12 protein-coding genes and 1 tRNA gene are annotated in these 17,758 nt (G+C 70.5%); 8 read left to right on the top strand and 5 right to left on the bottom strand.

Going from position 1 to position 17,758, the window contains the following annotated elements; genetic code table 11:
• Positions 1-19 precede the first annotated feature (19 nt).
• Positions 20-3,172, top strand: a complete 3,153-nt coding sequence (locus tag OM076_RS22910) for an ATP-dependent helicase (RefSeq protein WP_270042403.1) — start codon at positions 20-22, stop codon at positions 3,170-3,172.
• Here the strand turns inward: OM076_RS22910 and OM076_RS22905 are convergent, their stop codons facing one another.
• Positions 3,173-4,042: a PAC2 family protein gene (locus OM076_RS22905; RefSeq protein WP_270042402.1), complete on the bottom strand. Its 870-nt coding sequence runs from the start codon at positions 4,040-4,042 to the stop codon at positions 3,173-3,175.
• 45 nt (positions 4,043-4,087) lie between these two features.
• Here OM076_RS22905 and OM076_RS22900 point away from each other — a divergent pair, with 45 nt between their 5' ends.
• From OM076_RS22900 to OM076_RS46250, 4 genes are read left to right on the top strand one after another with little or no spacing between them, the layout of a single operon-like run.
• A complete protein-coding gene (locus OM076_RS22900) occupies positions 4,088-4,957 on the top strand; it encodes a 3'-5' exoribonuclease YhaM family protein (protein ID WP_270042401.1) in 870 nt (289 codons plus the stop codon).
• Between the two features lie 6 nt (positions 4,958-4,963).
• Entirely contained in the window at positions 4,964-5,902 is a 939-nt protein-coding gene (locus OM076_RS22895) for an NAD-dependent epimerase/dehydratase family protein (protein ID WP_270042400.1), read from the top strand.
• 52 nt (positions 5,903-5,954) lie between these two features.
• Positions 5,955-7,043 (top strand): imelysin family protein, encoded by a 1,089-nt coding sequence (locus tag OM076_RS22890; protein WP_270042399.1) that lies wholly within the window; start codon positions 5,955-5,957, stop codon positions 7,041-7,043.
• Positions 7,044-7,047: 4 nt separating this feature from the next.
• Positions 7,048-9,471 carry an FTR1 family iron permease gene (locus OM076_RS46250; RefSeq protein ID WP_270042398.1) on the top strand — a complete coding sequence of 808 codons (2,424 nt, stop codon included), beginning with the start codon at positions 7,048-7,050 and terminating at the stop codon, positions 9,469-9,471.
• Here OM076_RS46250 and OM076_RS22880 read toward each other — a convergent pair.
• The 3 genes from OM076_RS22880 to OM076_RS22870 form a co-directional block, all read right to left on the bottom strand.
• The gene (locus OM076_RS22880) at positions 9,376-10,854 is read right to left on the bottom strand and encodes a right-handed parallel beta-helix repeat-containing protein (RefSeq protein WP_270042397.1); all 1,479 of its coding nucleotides are present in this window, start codon (positions 10,852-10,854) and stop codon (positions 9,376-9,378) included. The genes OM076_RS46250 and OM076_RS22880 overlap by 96 nt on opposite strands.
• A 75-nt stretch (positions 10,855-10,929) precedes the next feature.
• Positions 10,930-13,413 carry a laminin G domain-containing metallophosphoesterase family protein gene (locus OM076_RS22875; RefSeq protein WP_270042396.1) on the bottom strand — a complete coding sequence of 828 codons (2,484 nt, stop codon included), beginning with the start codon at positions 13,411-13,413 and terminating at the stop codon, positions 10,930-10,932.
• A 72-nt stretch (positions 13,414-13,485) separates the two neighbouring features.
• Positions 13,486-14,325, bottom strand: coding sequence for a hypothetical protein (locus OM076_RS22870; RefSeq protein ID WP_270042395.1), 840 nt, complete (start codon positions 14,323-14,325; stop codon positions 13,486-13,488).
• Positions 14,326-14,400: 75 nt separating this feature from the next.
• Between OM076_RS22870 and OM076_RS22865 the strand changes: the two genes are divergently transcribed.
• A tRNA-Sec gene (locus OM076_RS22865) sits at positions 14,401-14,493 on the top strand.
• Positions 14,494-14,598: 105 nt separating this feature from the next.
• Here the strand turns inward: OM076_RS22865 and OM076_RS22860 are convergent.
• The gene (locus OM076_RS22860; protein ID WP_270042394.1) at positions 14,599-15,795 is read right to left on the bottom strand and encodes a tyrosine-type recombinase/integrase; all 1,197 of its coding nucleotides are present in this window, start codon (positions 15,793-15,795) and stop codon (positions 14,599-14,601) included.
• A gap of 1,026 nt (positions 15,796-16,821) precedes the next feature.
• Between OM076_RS22860 and OM076_RS22855 the strand changes: the two genes are divergently transcribed.
• Complete coding sequence (locus tag OM076_RS22855) at positions 16,822-17,424, top strand: hypothetical protein (RefSeq protein WP_270042393.1); 603 nt, start codon at positions 16,822-16,824, stop codon at positions 17,422-17,424.
• Positions 17,421-17,681 carry a hypothetical protein gene (locus tag OM076_RS22850; protein ID WP_270042392.1) on the top strand — a complete coding sequence of 87 codons (261 nt, stop codon included), beginning with the start codon at positions 17,421-17,423 and terminating at the stop codon, positions 17,679-17,681. The genes OM076_RS22855 and OM076_RS22850 overlap by 4 nt, the downstream gene beginning before the upstream one ends.
• The last annotated feature ends 77 nt before the right edge of the window (positions 17,682-17,758 follow it).

The raw sequence follows: 17,758 nt of genomic DNA, 5'->3' as shown, positions 1-17,758 counted from the left end.
TGAGGCCTATCCTACGGCGGTGCCTGTGCTGACCTCCGCCCAGCGCGAGGCCGTCGAGCACGCCGGCGGCCCGCTGCTCGTCCTCGGCGGTGCCGGCAGCGGCAAGACGACGGTCTTCGTCGAACGCTTCGCCTGGCTCGCCGAGCGCTCGTCGGCGGGGGTGGGTGGTGGGCCCGAATCGGTTCTCGGGCTGACGCTGGGCGAGAACGCCGCGGACCGCCTGCGCGAGCGCGTCGAGGACCGGATGACCGTCCCGTACGAGGAGCTCTCGGTCACGACGTTCCCGGGCCTGTGCGCGCGGCTGCTGCGCGACGAGGCGCTGGAGGCCGGCCTGGACCCGTTCGCGACGCCGGTCGCCGCCGCCGACCGCCTCGCGATGCTGCTCGAGCGCATCGACGACCTGCCGCTGCGCCATCACGACCTGCGCGGCAACCCGAGCGCGACGCTGGGCGCGATCGTCCGCCGCGTCGACCGGCTCAAGGACGAGCTGATCAGCGCCGCCGACTACCGCGCCTGGGCGGCGTCGCTGCCCGATGACGCGCGCGGTGCGCGCGAGCGCGAGTTCGCGGAGCTGTTCGCCGCCCACGACCGGCTGCTGGGCGAGGCGGGCGCGCTCGACGTCGGCGACCTCGTCCTGCACGCGTTCCGCCTGCTGCGGGAGAAGCCGCACGTGCGCTCGCGCCTGTCCGCGCGCTACACCCACGTGCTCATCGACGAGTTGCAGGACGCCAGCTTCGCCCAGGGCCTGCTGCTGCGGCTGCTCGTCGCCGAGCACGGCGGGATCACCGCCTTCGCCGACGACGACCAGGCGATCCACCGCTTCCGAGGAGCGGCGACGAAGAACATCCGCGACTTCCGGGCCGAGTGGCCGCTGGCGACGGTCGCGCGCCTGAACGAGTCCCACCGAAGCGGCGCCCGCTTGCTGGCCGCCTCCGGCGCCGTGGTCGAGCCGATCGACGACCGGCTCGACAAGACGCTCGGCGCGACGCCGGGCGCTCCCGGCGGCGAGGTCGCGTTCTGGCGCTGCGCCTCCGAGCGCGCGCAGGCGCAGGCCGTGGCGGCGGAGGTCGAGCGGCTCGTCTCACGCGAGGACGTGGCACCCGAGGACGTGTGCGTGCTCGTGCGGTCCGTCCGCGCGGAGGGCCAGGCGATCGCGGTCGCCTTCGAGGAGCGCGCGGTGCCGTACCACCTGTCCGGCGCGGCGGCGTTCTTCCAGCGCGCCGAGGTGCGCGACCTGCTCGCCTGGCTGCGGCTGCTGGTGGACCCGGGCGACGCGGGCGCGGTCGTGCGCGCCCTCGCCCGCCCGCCGGTCGAGCTGCGGGCGATCGACCTCGCCCGCGTGACGCAGATCGCCCGCCGGCGCAAGCTCGACATGGTCGCGGCGCTCTCCGCCGCGCTGGAGTCGCCGCAGATCCCGCCCGAGGCGCGCGAGCGGATCGTCATCTTCCTCAAGCTCTACCGCAGCGCGGCGGCCGCGCTGGACTCGTCGCGCCCCGATCTCTACGTGCACCGGCTGATCGAGCGGCTCGGGCTGCGGCGGCAGCTGCTGTTCGCGGCGACGACCGAGGTCGTGGAGCGGCTGCGCAACCTCGCCCGCTTCGCGGAGCTCGCCGCCGCCTACGTGCGCCGCGCGCCGCAGGCCACCGCGCGCGAGTTCGCCCGCTCGATCGCCGCGGTCGCCGAGGCGGGCCTCAGAGAGGAAGAGGCCACCGACGACGAACGCGCCCGCGGCGTGCGGGTGATGACGATGCACGACGCCAAGGGCCACGAGTTCGATCACGTCTACGTGCTCGGCCTGATGAGCGCGCGCATGCCCGGTCCCCGCCGGCAATCGCTGGAGCCGATCCCGGACGCGCTGATCAAGGAGACCGTCCCGCCGCTCTCGCGCGCCGCCCACGCCGCCGAGATGCGCCGGCTCCTCCATGTGGCGATGACCCGCGCCCGCAAGCGGCTCGTCCTCGCCTACCCGGAGAAGACCGACCGCGGCGCGGCGCAGCAGCCGTCACCGTTCGCCGAGGAGGCGCGCGCGGCCGTCGCGGGCGAGTGGGAGCCCCGCGAAGAGGAGCTCTTCGGGCCTGCTGAGACGCTGCAGTCGACGTTCCGGCTCCTGCGCGACGAGCTGTTGACGACGGTGCAGCAGGTGGGCGGCCGGCTCGGCGAGCTGCGCTTCGACACCGACCTCGACGTCTCCCACGCGGTCGTCCGCTACCTCGAGCTGATCAAGCTCTCCGCCCTGCTCGAGCGCACCCGCACGGGCGAGCAGTCGGTCGAGGAGGCGCTGCCGGAGATCAACCTGCGCCTGCTGCAGTCCTCCACCTCCGAACAGCGCGAGATCTTCGAGACGTCCTCCCTGGACGAGTACCTGCTGGACGCCGAGCGCGACGAACGCCTGCGCGCCCGGGCCGTCGCCGCCCGCAACGAGCCGTCGCTGGAGCCGTTCCTGCCCAAGCGCGGCGGCGGCCTGCTGCTCTCCGCCACCGACATCGAGACCTACCGGACCTGCCCGCTGAAGTACAAGTTCGCGCGCGTCTTCCGGATCCCGAACGAGCCGACGATGAACCAGCGCTTCGGCATCCTCGTCCACCAGGTCCTGGAGCGCTTCCACGGCGGCGCGAACGAGGCGGGCCTGCCGGAGATGCTCGGTCTCCTCGAGGCCGGCTGGCGGCGCGGCGGGTTCGGCGACTCCGAGGAGGAGCGGCAGTTCCGCGCCAAGGCGACGCAGGCGCTCGTCCGCTACCACGATCGCTTCAAGGAGGAGGACGGCGAGCCGGTGTGGTTCGAGCGCGCCTTCCAGTTCCGGCTCGGCCCGCACCTGCTCCGGGGACGCGTCGATCGCGTCGATCGCCTGCCCGACGGCGGCTACGAGCTGATCGACTACAAGACCGGCCGGCCCAAGACCGCCGCCCAGCTGCGCGAGGACGTCCAGCTCTCGCTCTACGCGGTCGGCGCGCGCGAGTCGTGGGAGCTCGAGGCCGCGTCGCAGTCCTACTACTACGTCCTCGACGACGAGAAGGTGCCGGTCGAGCGCTCCGAGCACGACCGCGACTGGATCACCGAGACCGTCAACACCGTCGCCGACGGCATCCTCTCCCAGGGCTTCGAGCCGACACCGAGCTGGTCGGCCTGCTCGATGTGCGACTACCGGATCGCGTGTCCGGCTGCCGAAAGGTGATTACTGCTCGCCGCGCTGCCTGAGGAAGCGCTGGAACTCGCGCGCGAGGACGTCGCCGGAGGGCAGGGAGCCCGGGTCCGGGCGGCCTGACTCCTCGTCGGCCGCGCGCTCGAGGCGCTCGACGAACGCCTGCACGTCCGGGTCCAGCTCGACCGCACGCGAGACCTGCTGCTCGTAGTCGTTGGCGGCGTCCTCGAGGTCGGTCGCGTCGACCGTCACACCCACGAGGGACTCCAAGCGCCGCAGGAGCGCCAAAGCGCCCTTCGGGTTCGGCGCGACCGCGACGTAGTGCGGCACCGCCGCCCACAGCGAGGCCGCGGGCAGGCCCGCGTCCTGGAACGCCTGGTGGAGCACGCCGACGATGCCCGTCGGGCCTTCGTAGCTCGGCGGCTGCAGCGCGAGCCGCTGGATCAGCCCCGGATCGGTCGCATGGGCGGAGACGCTGACCGGTCGCGAGTGCGGCACGTCGGCCAGCAGCGCGCCGAGCAGCACGGCCATCTGGACGTTGAGCGCTTCGGCGAGGTCGACGACGATCTTGGTGAACGTGCGCCAGCGGAACGCCGGCTCCGGGCCCGAAAGGAGGACGAGGTCGCGCGGGGCGCGCGGGATGCGGACGGCGTGGACCTCGAACTCGGGCCAGTCGATCGTCCGCGAGACGCCGTCCTCCAACCGCACCATCGGCCGTGTGGCCTGGAAATCGACGAAGTCCTCGGGGTCGATCCGGGCGAAGGCCTCGGCACCCAGGCTCCCGGCGATGAAGGTCAGGGCGGAGGTCGCGGACTCGCCCGCGTCGTTCCAGCCCTTGAACGCGCAGACCATCGCCGGGGCGCGAAGCCCGTCAGGACGGCGTTCCCAACGCAAGGGCTGCATCAGATCCACGGTACCGCGTCCGCTGCGTCGGCCACCATGGATGGGATGTCCACACCGCCCTCAGCGGAGGTCACGATCGCCGGCCTGCGCGCCGGCGACATGGTCGACGCCGTCTTCGCGTGTTCGCGTAAGGACCGGCTGACGGCGCGTTCGGGGTCGCCGTACCTCGCGCTCGAGCTGCGCGACAAGACCGGGGCGATCCAGGCCCGCGCGTTCAAGGACGCCGACGTGTTGTCCGGGCGCTTCGACCGCGGCGACCTCGTCCGCGTCGCCGGGCGGGTGGACCGCTTCCGGGACGAGCTGCAGCTGGAGATCCGCAACATCATCCGGGCCGAGCAGGCCGATCCCGCGGCGTTCCTGCCCGTCGCGTACCGCAACGTCGACGAGCTCGAGGGCTTCCTCGAGCACCTCGCGCGGGAGGTGCATGACCCGGCCTATGCCCAACTGCTCCAGCGCCTGCTCGCCGACGACGGGCTGCGCGCGGAGTGGCGTCGCGCCCCGTGCACCCGCGGCGGCCATCACGCCTACCTCGGCGGGTTGCTGGAACACACCGTCGCGGTCGGCACCCTGGCCTTGGAGTGCGCCCAGCTGCACCCGCGTCTGAATCCGGACCTGCTGCTCACCGCCGCGCTCGTGCACGACCTCGGCAAGACGCGCGAGTTCACCTACGGCGCCGAGATCGGCCTGACCGACGAAGGGCGGCTGCTCGGCCACGTCGTCCTCGGGCAGCGCATCCTCGACGCGTTCGAGCTGCCCGACGACCGCCGGCTCGCCCTCGCCCACTGCGTGCTCACCCACCACGGGCCGCAGAACGCGCCCGGCGGCCGGTTCGGCTCCGCCGAGGCGCTCGCGCTGTACCGCTTGAACGCGCTCGACGCCTCGGTCAAGGGAGCACTGGAACACGGGCTACCATAGGCAACCATGCGGTTGCTTATTCTCGGCGGAACGGTCTTCCTCGGCCGTCACGTCGTCGACGCGGCGCTCGCCCGCGGACACGAGGTCACGATCTTCACGCGCGGCCGGCACGGAACGGCTCCGCACGGCGTCGAGCACGTGATCGGCGACCGCGCCGACGTCACGCCGTTGCAAGGTCGCGCCTGGGACGCCGCGATCGACACCTCCGGCTACGACCCGGCGCAGGTCGACGCCTCGAGCGCGCTCGACATCGGCCACTACGTGTTCGTGTCCTCCTGCAACGCCTACCCGGACTGGCCCGACAAGCCCGTCGACGAGGACTCGCCCACCTGGGAGGACGGCGAGGGCTACGGACCCGACAAGGCCGCGGCGGAGCGGTTCGTGCTCGCGCGCGGCGGCGCCGTCGTGCGCGCCGGGTTGATCGTCGGCCCGCACGACAACATCTTCCGGCTGCCGTGGTGGGTGCGGCGGGTCCGCGAAGGCGGAGCCGTCCCGGCGCCGGGACGCCCCGACCGGCCGCTGCAGATCATCGACGCCCGCGATCTCGCGAGCTGGATGCTCGATCTCGCAGAGCTTCGGATCGCCGGCGCCTTCAACGGCACCGCGCCGATCGGGCAGACGACGATGGAGGAGCTGCTGCGCGCCGCCGATCCCGACGCCGATCTGCGCTGGATCCCCGAGGACAAGCTCGAGGAGGCGGGCGTCGAGCCGTGGATGGAGTTCCCGCTCTGGCTGCCCGAGCGCTTCGAGGGGACCTGGCACATCGGCACCGAGAAAGCGCAGGCGGCCGGGCTGCGGACGAGACCGGTCGGCGAGACCGTCGCCGACATTGCAACGTGGCTGGAAAACGGCGGTGAAGCGGAGCTGGATGAGTGGCGATCCGAGCATCGTCCAGGGAAGATGAGCCCGGAGCGCGAGGCTGCACTATCCCGACTTCTGTGCTAGGAATTAGGCGCGCCTAACGCGTTTGGGTGCCCTAACAACCCGCACTGGAGTCATGCGCCGCTTCTTCACTCTCCTGGTCGTCGGCTGCCTCGCCCTCGTTGGCTGCGGCGGCGATGACACGTCGAACGAAACCACGCCCAAGGCCACTCCGGCCGCGGCCGCCAACGTCGATCTCGCCCCGATCAAGGACTACTTGCTCGAGCACACCGATCGCCTGGTCACCTCCGTCGAGCTGCTCAACCGCGACGCGCAGGAGTACTACAACCTCGCCGAGGCGGCGGACTTCGACTACGCGAAGCTGCTCAAGGACAACCGCGCGGAGGTCCAGACGGCGCTCAAGGAGCTCCAGGGCGCCCACATCCAGGCAAACCCGGCCTACGAGGAGATGGAGGGCGTCGTCGCCGGCGTCCCGTCGCTCGCGGACTACGACGTGATCATCGACGCCGGCTCCGACGGTTCGGACCCGGAGAGCGCGGTGCCGTTCAGCCTGACCACGAAGGCCGGCAAGGAGTACAAGCAGCCCGGCAACTTCTTCGCGCTCGTCGAGACCTCCGTCTTCGGCACGGAGCCGAAGTTCCAGGTCAAGGGCGTGACGCCCGACCTCGACGGCGACGGCAAGGTCACGTTCCCCGAGGCGCTCCCGGACGCGGACTTCCTGCTCGCCGCGACGACGGATTTCCTCAAGTACGCCAAGGAGCTCGACACCAAGGCGAAGGAGTGGCAGCCGACGCTCGAGGACGCCTACACCGCGGTGGTCGTGATGACCCCGACGATGTCCGAGTACTTCGACGCGTGGAAGAACTCCCGCTTCATCGCCGGCGGCAAGGCCGAGGAGAAGGGCTTCGTCGCCACCTCGCGCCTGAGCGACATCCGCGACATCCTCGGCGGCATCGTCCTGATCTACGACTCGATCCAGCCGAGCGTCGAGAAGGTCAACGCCGACCAGGCCGCGCAGACCAAGACCGACCTGGCCAAGCTGCACGAGTTCGCCGGGCGCCTGCTGAGCGAGGAGGAGGGCGGCAAGAAGTTCACCGCCTCCGACGCCGACACGCTCGGCACCGAGGCCCAGCGCAACGCCGAGGCCATCGCCGGCCAGGTCTCCCAGGCCGCGGGCCAGCTCGGGCTCAAGCTGGAGGACTGACCCGGTGCGCGGTCGCCGTCTCGTCTCCTTCGCGGCGGCCGCCGCCTTCCTGCTCGCTCCGTCGGCGGCGCACGCCGCCGACGCGCCGTGGCAGGACGCGGGCCGCGTCACCGATGGCCTGTTCGATGCCCAGACCGAGCTGGTGCTCGACGGCCAGGGCGCGGCGACCAAGGACGTCGCGCGGGCAGTGGGCGCCTATGACGGTGGCCTGCGCAGCACGATCCGCAAGGCCGATCCGGCCGCCGACCAGGCGATCGAGGACGGGCTGAGCGCCGCGGCCAAGGCCGTGCGCGCGGACGATCAGACCGCGCTCGCCTCCGCCCGCGGAGCGACCCGCGCCGGGCTCTTCCGCGGCGCCTACGCCGTCATCACCGACGCCACCCGGCGCGGAGACGCCGCGACCGCCAAGCGCTGGCTGCTGTTGCGCGAGTACCGGACCTCCACGCGCTTCACCCGCCCGGGCGCGCAGGGGACGCTCGCGCTCGACCAGCTCGCCCGCGGCAAGATCACCGCCGAGGCGGCAACCCAGGCCGTCAACAAGGACCTGCTGGATGCCTACCAGGCCCGGCTGCGCGACCTGATCAACGACGCTCGCCACGGCATCGAGCAGGACTTCCCCGTGCGCCGCGCGGAAGCCGCCGCGCAGGCCGCGGGCTACTTCACGATCCTCGCCCCGCGCTACGCCGAGGATCGGGGCAAGGCCGCCGAGGAGCAGGCGTCGGCCGCGTTCGCGGCGCTTCCCACCGCGGGCGATGGCCTCGGCCCCGCACTCGACGCGGCCGAGAAGTCGCTCGAAGGCTTCACCGCCGCGCCCTTCACGCCCGAGGAGGCCGCCCGGCGCGCGCAGCAGCTCCTGCAGTTCCTCTCGCTCGTCCCGGTCGAGTACGGCCGCGGGACCAAGGGCGACCGCGTCACGCGCGACTTCGAGATCACCGAGGCCGTCGCCTTCCGCACCGCCGCCGTTGGCGCGTTCGGCGACCTCCGCGACCAGCTCGCCAAGCGCGACCGCGCGCGGACCGAGGCCGCGGCCGCGGCACTCACCGAGCTGGGCCGGCTGGTCACGATCGCCGCCAAGCAGAAGGAGGGCGTGCCCGAGCACGCCCAGGTCGAGAAGGTCACCGCCCAGGTCGACACGGCGCTGCGCGCCGCGATGCCGAAGCCGTGGACCGAGAAGACCGACGAGTCCGACTACGACCTGATCGGGCTGACGCTGGACCGCATGGAGGCCGCCGCCGGCGCCGGGCAGTATCGCCAGGCCGAGGGCGCGCGGCTGGAGGCGTACGCGTTCTTCGAGTTCGGCCCGGAGCGCCGGCTGCGCTCGTTCGACCCGGGCCTCGCGCTCGACATCGAGGGTCTGATCTGGTTCGGCACCGGCGATCAGGACGGTCTCGCCAAGCAGATCGCCAAGCGCGCGGCGCGGCGCGACATCCGCGAGACGCGGCTCGTGCTCGACCAGAAGCTGGCCGACGCGGCGGCGACGCTCGGCGACTCGGCGAACAAGACGACGGTGATCACCAACTCGGCGATCATCGTCTTCCGCGAAGGCCTGGAGGGCGTGCTGATCCTCGCCGCCATCACCGCCTCGATGGTCGGCCTGCGCCGCCGGCTGCGGCGCCCGGTCTTCGTCGGCGCGCTGGCAGGCCTCGGCGTCTCGATCTTCACCTGGGTGTTGGCCCAGACGCTGCTGCACTCGCTCGACCAGTACGGCGAGAAGCTCGAGGCGGTGGTGGGCCTAGTGGCGATCGCCGTGCTGTTGCTGATCACCAACTGGTTCTTCCACAAGGTCTATTGGTCGGAGTGGATCGCCAAGTTCCACCGCCAGCGCAAGCGCTACGAGCAGCTCGAGAAGCGGGGCTTCGTCTCCGCGCAGGCGTTCGGCCTGTTCGTGCTCGGTCTCACGAGCGTGTACCGCGAGGGCTTCGAGACCGTGCTCTTCCTGCAGTCGCTGCAGCTCAGCGCCGGTACCGCGACCGTTCTGGAAGGCGCCGGCCTCGGCCTGGCGATGACGTTCGCCGTCGGCGCCGTCACGTTCTACTTCCAGCGCAAGCTGCCCTACAAGAAGATGCTGATCGTCACCGGCGTCTTCATCGGCTTCGTGCTCGTGGTGATGGTCGGGCAGACCGTCCGGACCATGCAGGGCACGGGCTGGGTGCCGATCACGCCCTTGGAGATCGACCTGCCCTACTGGCCCGGGCTGTGGCTCGGCGTCTACCCGACGATCGAGACGATCGGCGCGCAGCTCGCCGCCGCGGTCTTCGTCATCGGCTCCTACTTCCTCGCGCAGGAGATGAAGGTCAAGGGCCCGCGGCGCAAGCGGGCCCGTGCCGCCTCGTCAGAGACTCCGGTGGGCGCTGACGCGGTTGCCGGCGAGGTCGACGACGTCGACGAGGACGCGGTAGTGGCCGGTGCGGAGGCGCAGCGCGACTGAGTTGGCCCCGGCGCGGCTCGTCTTGGTGAGCTTGCGCGCGATGACGTAGCGCTTGCCGCGCTTGCGCTGGACGGTGACCTTGGCGGTCGCGGCCTCGCTGAGCGTGAAGGTGAGCTTCGCGCGCGTGAGCTTGAGCTTGGTGAGCTTGGGCGCGGTGCGGTCGGTGTTGGCGGGCGGCGCCGTCGGCGGGGCGGGGGTCGCGACCGGCGCCGGCGTGGCGGCGGGCGCGACCGGGACGCAGGGGGCGGCCGCCGTCTCGTAGGCGCCGGGGTCGCGGCGGGCGACGCAGTCCCCGGTCCCGTCGGAGATCCGCGGGTCGCCGCTGAGGTCCCACGCGGACTCGTCGGCCGCGAGCGGCGCGTCGGAACCCGTGTCGACGAGCGCCGATCCCGGGGCGAGCGCGAACGGCGCGGTCCCGAGACCGGCGAACTGCGGCGCGATCGTGATCGGGTTCGCGTCGACCACGGCGCCGATCTCCTTCGCCGCGGGGTCACGGACGACGTGGTCGAGGCTGATGGTGGCGGGCGCGCCCGCGCTGTAGGCGGTCTGCATCCCGGCCACGATCGAGTCGCGGACCTTCAGCGCGCCGGAGCCGGTCGCCCGCAGGCCGATGCGGCCCGGCGTGTCCGCACCGACGATCGTCACCTGCGCGACGTCGGCGCGCGCCGACGCGTCGATGCCGTGCCCGCCTTCGCGGACGTCGAGCAGCGTGCTCGACACGCGCGTGTTCCCGCCGGAGAGGTTCATGCCGGTCGCGGCCGAGGCGATCCGCGTTCGGCGCACGACCGCGTCGCCGAGCCCATACACGCCGATCGCGGCATTGATGTCGAGATCGGAGACCGTGACACCGTCGCCGCTGATCTTGACGCCGATCATCCCGAGCAGAAGGCCGCCGAGGCGGATGTCGGTCCGCGTCAGGCTCGCGCCCGCGCCGAGCTCGATCCCGGTGTCGTTGATGGCTCCGGACGCCGCCGTGACGGTGATCCCGTCGCCGCTCGCGCCGCCGTCCAGCCGCATGCCCATCCCGAGGACGGTCGAGTGGCCGAGCTCGACGCCGACGTTCGAGACGGTGGACGAGGAGCCGGTGATCGTCAGGGCGGGGGCGTTGTTGACGTCCGGGGCGATCGTCGTCAACGGACCCATGCCCGAGATCCGCACGGGCCGCCCGGCCGCGTTCTTGAAGTGGCCGGTGTACTCGCCGATCCCGAGCTCGATCGCGTCGAGCTCGGGCGTCTGGTCCGCGGCGGTCAGCGCGGCGGTCAGCGTCGGCTCGGCGACGCCTTGGCAGGTCGGGTCGCCGACGCAGTACGTCGCGGCTTGCGCGCTCGGAATCAGGACGAACGTCGCCAGCGCGGAGGCGACGAACAGCAATCTCATGGGCATGGTGCGGGAGCCTTCCAGCGGCTCCCGCACCGGCCTATGTGGATCTCCGCACGCCGGGTGGCGGAGAACCGACGACTACGGGTTGGTCGTCGAGAGCGTGAACGTCAGCGTCTTGCTGTACGCACCGGTGCGCAGTGCCTCGTTGGCGCCTACGGCCTGCTTGAACGTGACCGGCACCGCGTCGTTGGAGACCGGGCCGGAGTACGACTTGATCGTGCCGAGGCCCTGGATCGGCGAGGCGAGCGCGAACGTGCCGTTGACCAGGTAGCCGGTGTGGTCGGTGCTCGGGTCGGCGACCGTGAGCGCCGCGTCGGCGGCCGTGCTGACGACGTTGGCGACCGTCGTCGCCGAGTACTCCTTGGCGACGCCAGGGATGAACGCGCCGAAGCTCGCCGCGTTGCCGAGCGTCAGGGAGAGGACGGCGGGAACGGTGCCGCCGGTGTTGGCGTCGGCCGGCGTCTGGAGCGTGGGCTGAAACTGCTTGTCGCCGGCACGCAGGTGCAGCGTGGTCAGCGGGCCGTTGTCGAGCGTGATCTCGACGCGGGCGCCGTCGCCCACGCCGGCGTACTGGACGTCGCTGAGCGCGAACGTGGCCTTGCCGCTGGAGACCGCGACGCTGCCGAGCTTGTAGCGCTCGCCGGTGTGGCCCTCGATGACTTCGGCGCGGGCGCTGGTCGCGGTGCCGTCGACGGCGACCTCGACGGTCTTGTTCACGAGGTCGACGCGGGTGGGCGTCGCGGCCGGCTTGGGCGCGCGGGCGGCGTTCATGAACTGCGACGCCGGCAGTGCGTGGTCGACGATGCGGACGTCGCCGATCAGCCCGTCGAACGTCTGCTCGACGACGTTGGCGTAGTCGATCGCACCGAGCATCCAGTACTTGCCGGAGTTGCCGAGGCCGATCGCCGGGACCATCGGGTTGCGGCCCATCAGCGCGCCGTCGATGTAGAGGTCCGTGTAGCGGCCGTCGTTGGTGACGGCGATGTGCGTCCAGCGGTTGGTCGCCATGCTGTGGCCCCAGGCGGTGGTGATATCGCCGCGGTTGGTCGGCCAGACCGCCCACTGCAGCTCCGGGCCGCCGGACAGCGCGAGCTCGATCGTGCCCTCACCCGGGTCGCTCTGCGTGCGGCCGATGTCGGCGCCGGTGCCCTGCTGGCCGAGGATGCCCATCCAGTCGTGGCCGGAGCAGCAGCCCGCCGGGACCTTGATGTAGGCCTCGATCGTGTAGCCCGACTTGAACTGGTTCGCGTTCAGCGGGGCGTTGTCGGCGGTGCGCAGGTACGTGCCGCGGTGCTGGCTCTTGTTCGAGGTGAACTTCAGCGACTTCGCCGACGGCTGCGTGTCCCCGTGGTCGTCCTGGAGGGAGACCTGCGTCTGCTCGCCGGTCGAGCCGTTGAGCGTGGCGGGCGTCAGGTCGTTGCCGTTGCCGCTGAGGTCGTCGAGCTTGGTGACGTTGCCGGTGCCGGACGGGCGCCACAGGGCGACCGTGCCCGGGACCTTGAGCGCGTCGGTGGCGACCTCGGTCGGGGCCGGCTTCGGGTCCAGGCGCTGCGCGAGCGCCTTGAAGTCGACGGAGAGGTTGAAGCGCGACTCGGGGCCGGTCTTCTCCAGCATCTCGCGCTCGTAGGCGTTGCGATCGGACTCCGGCTGGTTCTGGATCCACGGCGAGAAGGTCGACACGTCGATCGTGTTGCGGTCGATGTCGAACGCGTACGTGCGGATGATGCCGGCGCCGCCGTAGTACATGTCCTGGTAGTCGGCGAGGTTGAGGTAGACCGTGTGACCGAAGTCGTTGGTCATCGTCGTGCGGCCCACCGGCCAGTTGTGGCCGCCGATGCCGAGGATGATCTGATCGTTCTTCTTGACCAGCTTGGTCCACAGGTTGTTGCCGTTGCCGCTGAGGCTGGAGACGCCGCTCGCGTTCGCGCCGCCGAGCAGGTCGTGCGTCGTCAGGATCGTCGGCACCTTCTTGTTCGCATCGAGGATCGACTGCGCCCACGCGATGCCCTGGTCGCTCGAGACCCAGTCCATCGAGAGCACCAGCCACTCACGGCCGGCGGCCGTGAACTTGTGGGCGGTGTCGTAGCCGTTGGTGCCGTACGCGCCGACGAACGTCGGGTCGTTCGCGTAACGCGCCGGGCCGAAGTACTTGCTGTACGGCGTCGCCGGGCGGTTGTCGTTGGAGCCGGGGATGTCGTGGTTGCCGGCCAGCACGCTGTACGGCAACTTGCCGCGGTCGAGGATCTTGAACGCGTCGTCGGCGCGCGCGACCTCGTTCTCGAGCCCGTCCTGCGTCACGTCGCCGAGGCCGGCGGCGAACGCGATGTTCTGGTCGGCGCGGTTGTCGACCATCCACTTCAGGGCGTCCGTGACCGGCTCGGAGTCCCCGGCCTCGTTGTCGAACAGGTACTGCGTGTCCGGGATCACCGCGAGGGTGAAGCGGTTGCTCTTCGCGTCGAAGCTGGGCGCGCCCGTGGGGGCATCGCTCGCTCGCACCACAGCGGCGACGAGGAGCGCGAGCACGAAGCCCATCGCCACCCCGGCGCGCACGAAACGGGTCATGCGTCGTCCTTTCAGTCGGTAGGGCGGCGACGCTATGACCGGCTTGGCGCCGGGATGTGACGGAGTCGTGTGTTACGCGTGAATTCGGTGTGCTCGCCGGGCGCGGGGCGCGCGCGTGCGGCGGAGCGGCAGCGCGGGCCGCGCCGGCTTGCGAACCGGGACGCGCTCTTGGGCCTTGGGGCCGATCTCGAGTTCGAGGCCGTGGCGGTTGGCGACCTGCTCGATGATGTGGGCGTCGAGCGAGCCGAGGCGCTCGAGCACGAGCCGGCCCGTGTGGAACGCGACGATCGACGTGCTGCACGGCAGGTGGCGCGGGTACTGGCGGCGGACCTGCCGCTCGTTGCGATGGCCGATCAGCACGACGTCGTCGCGGTGCCCGAACTCGCGCTGGATCTCCCGGATCTCGAAGTGCGCCGCCTCGATCTGCTTGGAGACGTGGCTCGACGTGTTCGCCGACGTGATGTAGAGGATGTCCTCTCCGATCAGGTCGAGGATCTCGGCGACGAGCGCATTGCTCGGGCACACGTCGCCGGGAGAGATCACCTGGACGGTGCGGATGCCGTCGTCCGTGACGGTCAGATGGTCGGGGATCATCTCGGCCGCCGGCCCTCTGAACCCGATCGGCCCGAGCGTGTGCAGGTCGCCCATCACGGCCACGAGCGCGCTCCACGGCAGCGCGATCGCGTCCCAGTCGAACGCGAGCTTCGTCCGCTCCGGCGTCGTCGTGACGCTGCCCACCTGATCCAGCGGCCGCCCCTTCAGGCGGTTCATCGCCTGCAGTGAGGCCAGATCGGGCTTCGCCGCCAGCGCACAGAAGTTGCCGAACGCGTAGAAGAGCGCGGCACCGGCGGCGGTGGCCTCGGCGGCCTCCCGTCGCTGGGCCAGGTCGGCGATGTCGAGGATGGGCTCCATATACCGAGCAGCCTGTCCGACCCGCTTTGGCGCTTCCTTGCCCGGACCTTGGCGACCCGGGTTAGCCTCCTTCGCGGAGTGGCCGGGGCTGGTGCCCCAGCCGGTCTTCAAAACCGGTGAGCCGTCGTAGCCCGGCGGTGGGTAGGTTCGATTCCTGCGCCGCTCCGCTTCGCGAGAAACCGAAGCCCACCAGGGCTTTTCAGAGGGTCAGAGGGATAATTCATCATCATGCGTGAGTGCCGCCTGGGGCCGTTGGAAACCGCTCCAGGGGGGTCAAGACTTCCCCGCGGTTTCCCCGCGATCGGGATCCGTGGGTACGTGTGACTTGATCTGCGTGCGTTCAAGGTACTGGTCGAGCAGGACGCCAGCCTGCTGCTCAGAGCCGGGGAAGAGGTGCCCGTATCGGTCGAGTGTGATGCTGACCGAGGCGTGCCCCATGAACACCTGGAGTGCCTTGGCGTTGACGCCGGCGGCGATCATCAGGCTCGCGAACGTGTGACGGCACTCGTGGAGCGTGATCCTTGTCAACTCCGCCTGCTTCCAGGCCTTGGTCGCGCGATCGGCGACGGACCAGGGCTCGAACGGTCGCTCGGGATCGATGCCGAATGCGAGGGCCGTGGTGTCTTCGTGGACTTCGACTAGGTGGCGACGGAGGGCCGTGGCGATCGGAACCTTGCGCACGCCGGCGCGCGACTTCGGCTCAAGTTCGCCCTCGACTGCGTCCCAGCCACGTCGCACGTGGATGACGCCACTCGCGAGGTCGACGTCGGACCAACGCAGGGCGCGCAGTTCGCCGCGCCGGAGGCCGGCGTACATCGCGGTCGCCCACAGGGCGCGGTCTAGGTCAAGGGCGGCGATCAGAGCGGCTGCCTCGATCGGATCTGCGACGCGGTCGCGTGATGACCGGACGGCGCGCAGTTCGAGTCCGGTCGTGGGGTTGGCTGTGATTTGGCCGCGTGCGAGTGCGCGCCGGCAGATAGCGCGTAGCGGAAGCAGAGCGTTGCGAACCGTCGACGCGCTGAGACCCGTTTCGTCCAGGCTGTCAACCACCGTCTGGACGTCCTGGCGGGTGATCTCGCTGAGCTTCGCGCCGCCAAGGTCCGGATAGATGCGATCACGCAGCGCTTGCTCGTACCCACGCAATACCGAAGGCTTGTACTGGTCGCCCGAGCGGTTGCGGACGGTCCCGGCCTTCGCATCGCGGATCCACTTATCGCCGACCTCCCGCACGGTTGTCGGTCTCGGCACTCGCAACACGCCTCGGCGCAGATCTGTCTTGGCGTCTTCTCGCCAGGTCCTGGCCGCGCGAGGCGTGGAGAAGGTCCTCTGGATCTTGCGCTTGTCGCGCTGGCTCCACACCGCCGCGCGGTACGAGGGCGAGCAGTCACAAGACCCGCCGCGCCGTGCCTTGCAGCGCCGCGCATGACGGACTTCGATTCCCGTCATGTCCGGCTGGTTCGTGGCCGTCATCGCCCGAGAGTCCTCTCGGCACTCTTGTCGAGCCAGTTCGTGAGTTCGGCGACCGGGATCAGGCGCCGGCGGCCGCGACGCACGATGCGCAACTCGTGCATCACGTGCTGCTCGAAGAAGTCAACGCTGACGCCGAGCGCGTGAGCCGCCTCGGCCTTGGTAAGCGCGAGCCGGGTCCGCGGCTGCTGAGGGTGAGCAGTGGGTTCCATACCGCTTAAGCCCGCCGACGGGGACGACGGGACAAACGAATGCGCACGGCGTGATCATCCGCAGTTCCGCGGCGACGGAATACGCCCGGCGGCGTCTGGAACGGAATCACCCCGCTCCGGCGAGGGCGGACGGGCGGGTTGGCGCCGGCCCGCACACACGCGATTGGTGGGCGGGGTTTCACAGGACGAGACGTCTCGGGTGAAGGTCCTGGCCTCTGGGCGAACGCGGACGCGACACACGCGGCTAGCTGTGGCTAGCCTCGCGACCTCACGGATGCCGCGGATCTTTCACTTCACGGACATCAAGACCAACCGGCAGATGATCGAGGTCCTTGCAGTCGCCGCTCGGCCGTTGCTCTAAGGGCTGGCCGAGCGGATCGCCGACCTGCGGGCGGTGCTGGTGGCGTTCGCACGGCCGTTGCCGCGCATATGACGCGATCGCAATGGAAGCCCGATTGGCCTCATGCCCGCGGACACGCTGAGCGCGCCCAACAGCCGCTGGCACGACATGTCAGCCCTCCTTCGCATTGTCTTGCTTTGTCTACGCATTTACTCAGCCTTGTCTCTCGTTGAAAACCACTACCGCTGGTAGCGCAAACGTCGGCGGTCCAGCCACGGTAGTAACCGTCGCTGGCATCGCTAGGTTTGTGGCATGACGAACTCAAACACAGATCCCGCCTCGAGCGAAGTCGCGACGCCGCAAAGCACCCGCGAAGACCTTATGGCCGGCCAGCAGCGCCGGGGTACCCCCATCCGGTCCTCGTTCCTCCAGCAGCGAGGCGGTGACCGTGCTCCAGGGCCACTGCATCGATTCGTGGTGGAACGACGACCACTGGCCCTGCAGCTCTACCTGCTGTTGCACTGCGTGGCCCGCGCTGACCCCTGGCACGGGTGGCTTCCCGCGATGGCTTGGGCCCGGGCGCTCGACAAGACGCAGCCAGGAGCGGAGGCGACCATCTCCCGAAACTGGAGCTGGCTGGAGTCCGAGCGCCTGATCCGCTCGGACCGCTACAAGCGTCTGCGCCGTGTCTTCTTGCTTCGCGAAGACGGCTCGGGCACGGAGTACACCCGCCCTACCGGCAACTACTTCACGCTGCCGCTCGCCTACTTCCTCGACGAGTGGCACCAGAAGCTCTCGCTCTCGGGCACTGTCGTGCTGCTGATCGCTCGGGACCTTCAAGTTCCGTTCCAGCTGCGCAAGGAACACGCCTCGGGCTGGTACGGCGTGAGCGCCGACACCCTGCAGCGGGGGATCGATGAGCTCCGCGACCACGGACTTCTCAGCATCACACCGAAGCGAATCGCCGCACCTCGGACACGCCAGGGCTGGACGATGGTCAACGAGTACCGGCTCCTGGCCCCGTTTACGAAGCCCGAGCCCCCCTCGGACAACCCGATCGAGCTGGAGGCCGCCACATGACCTCCACCATCCTGACCTTCGCCAAGAAGATCGTCACCTACGTCACCGCCCTTTGCGTCCTCATGGCCACCGCCTCAGGCTGCGTGCAGGCCGTCCAGTGGGGCACCAAGACGATCGGCGTGGTGCCCGTCGCCATGATCGGGATGTTCGTCCTCGGGTGCATCGTGACGGCCGCCGTGATGCACGCCCGCGACCCAAGACCCATCATTCCGCCTGCCCCAGACACGACAGGCACCACCGGAGCGGCGGGTAGGTGAGGTCGAACGGGCAACCGCGTGCACGTCGATGCCCTCCCGATCCGATCGGCACACGCCGGCCGACTCGCGCCTGAAGG

This window comes from Solirubrobacter ginsenosidimutans (assembly GCF_027587205.1).
Note: the sequence above shows the minus strand (reverse complement) of the source record. Positions and strands in the feature narration are given on the sequence as shown.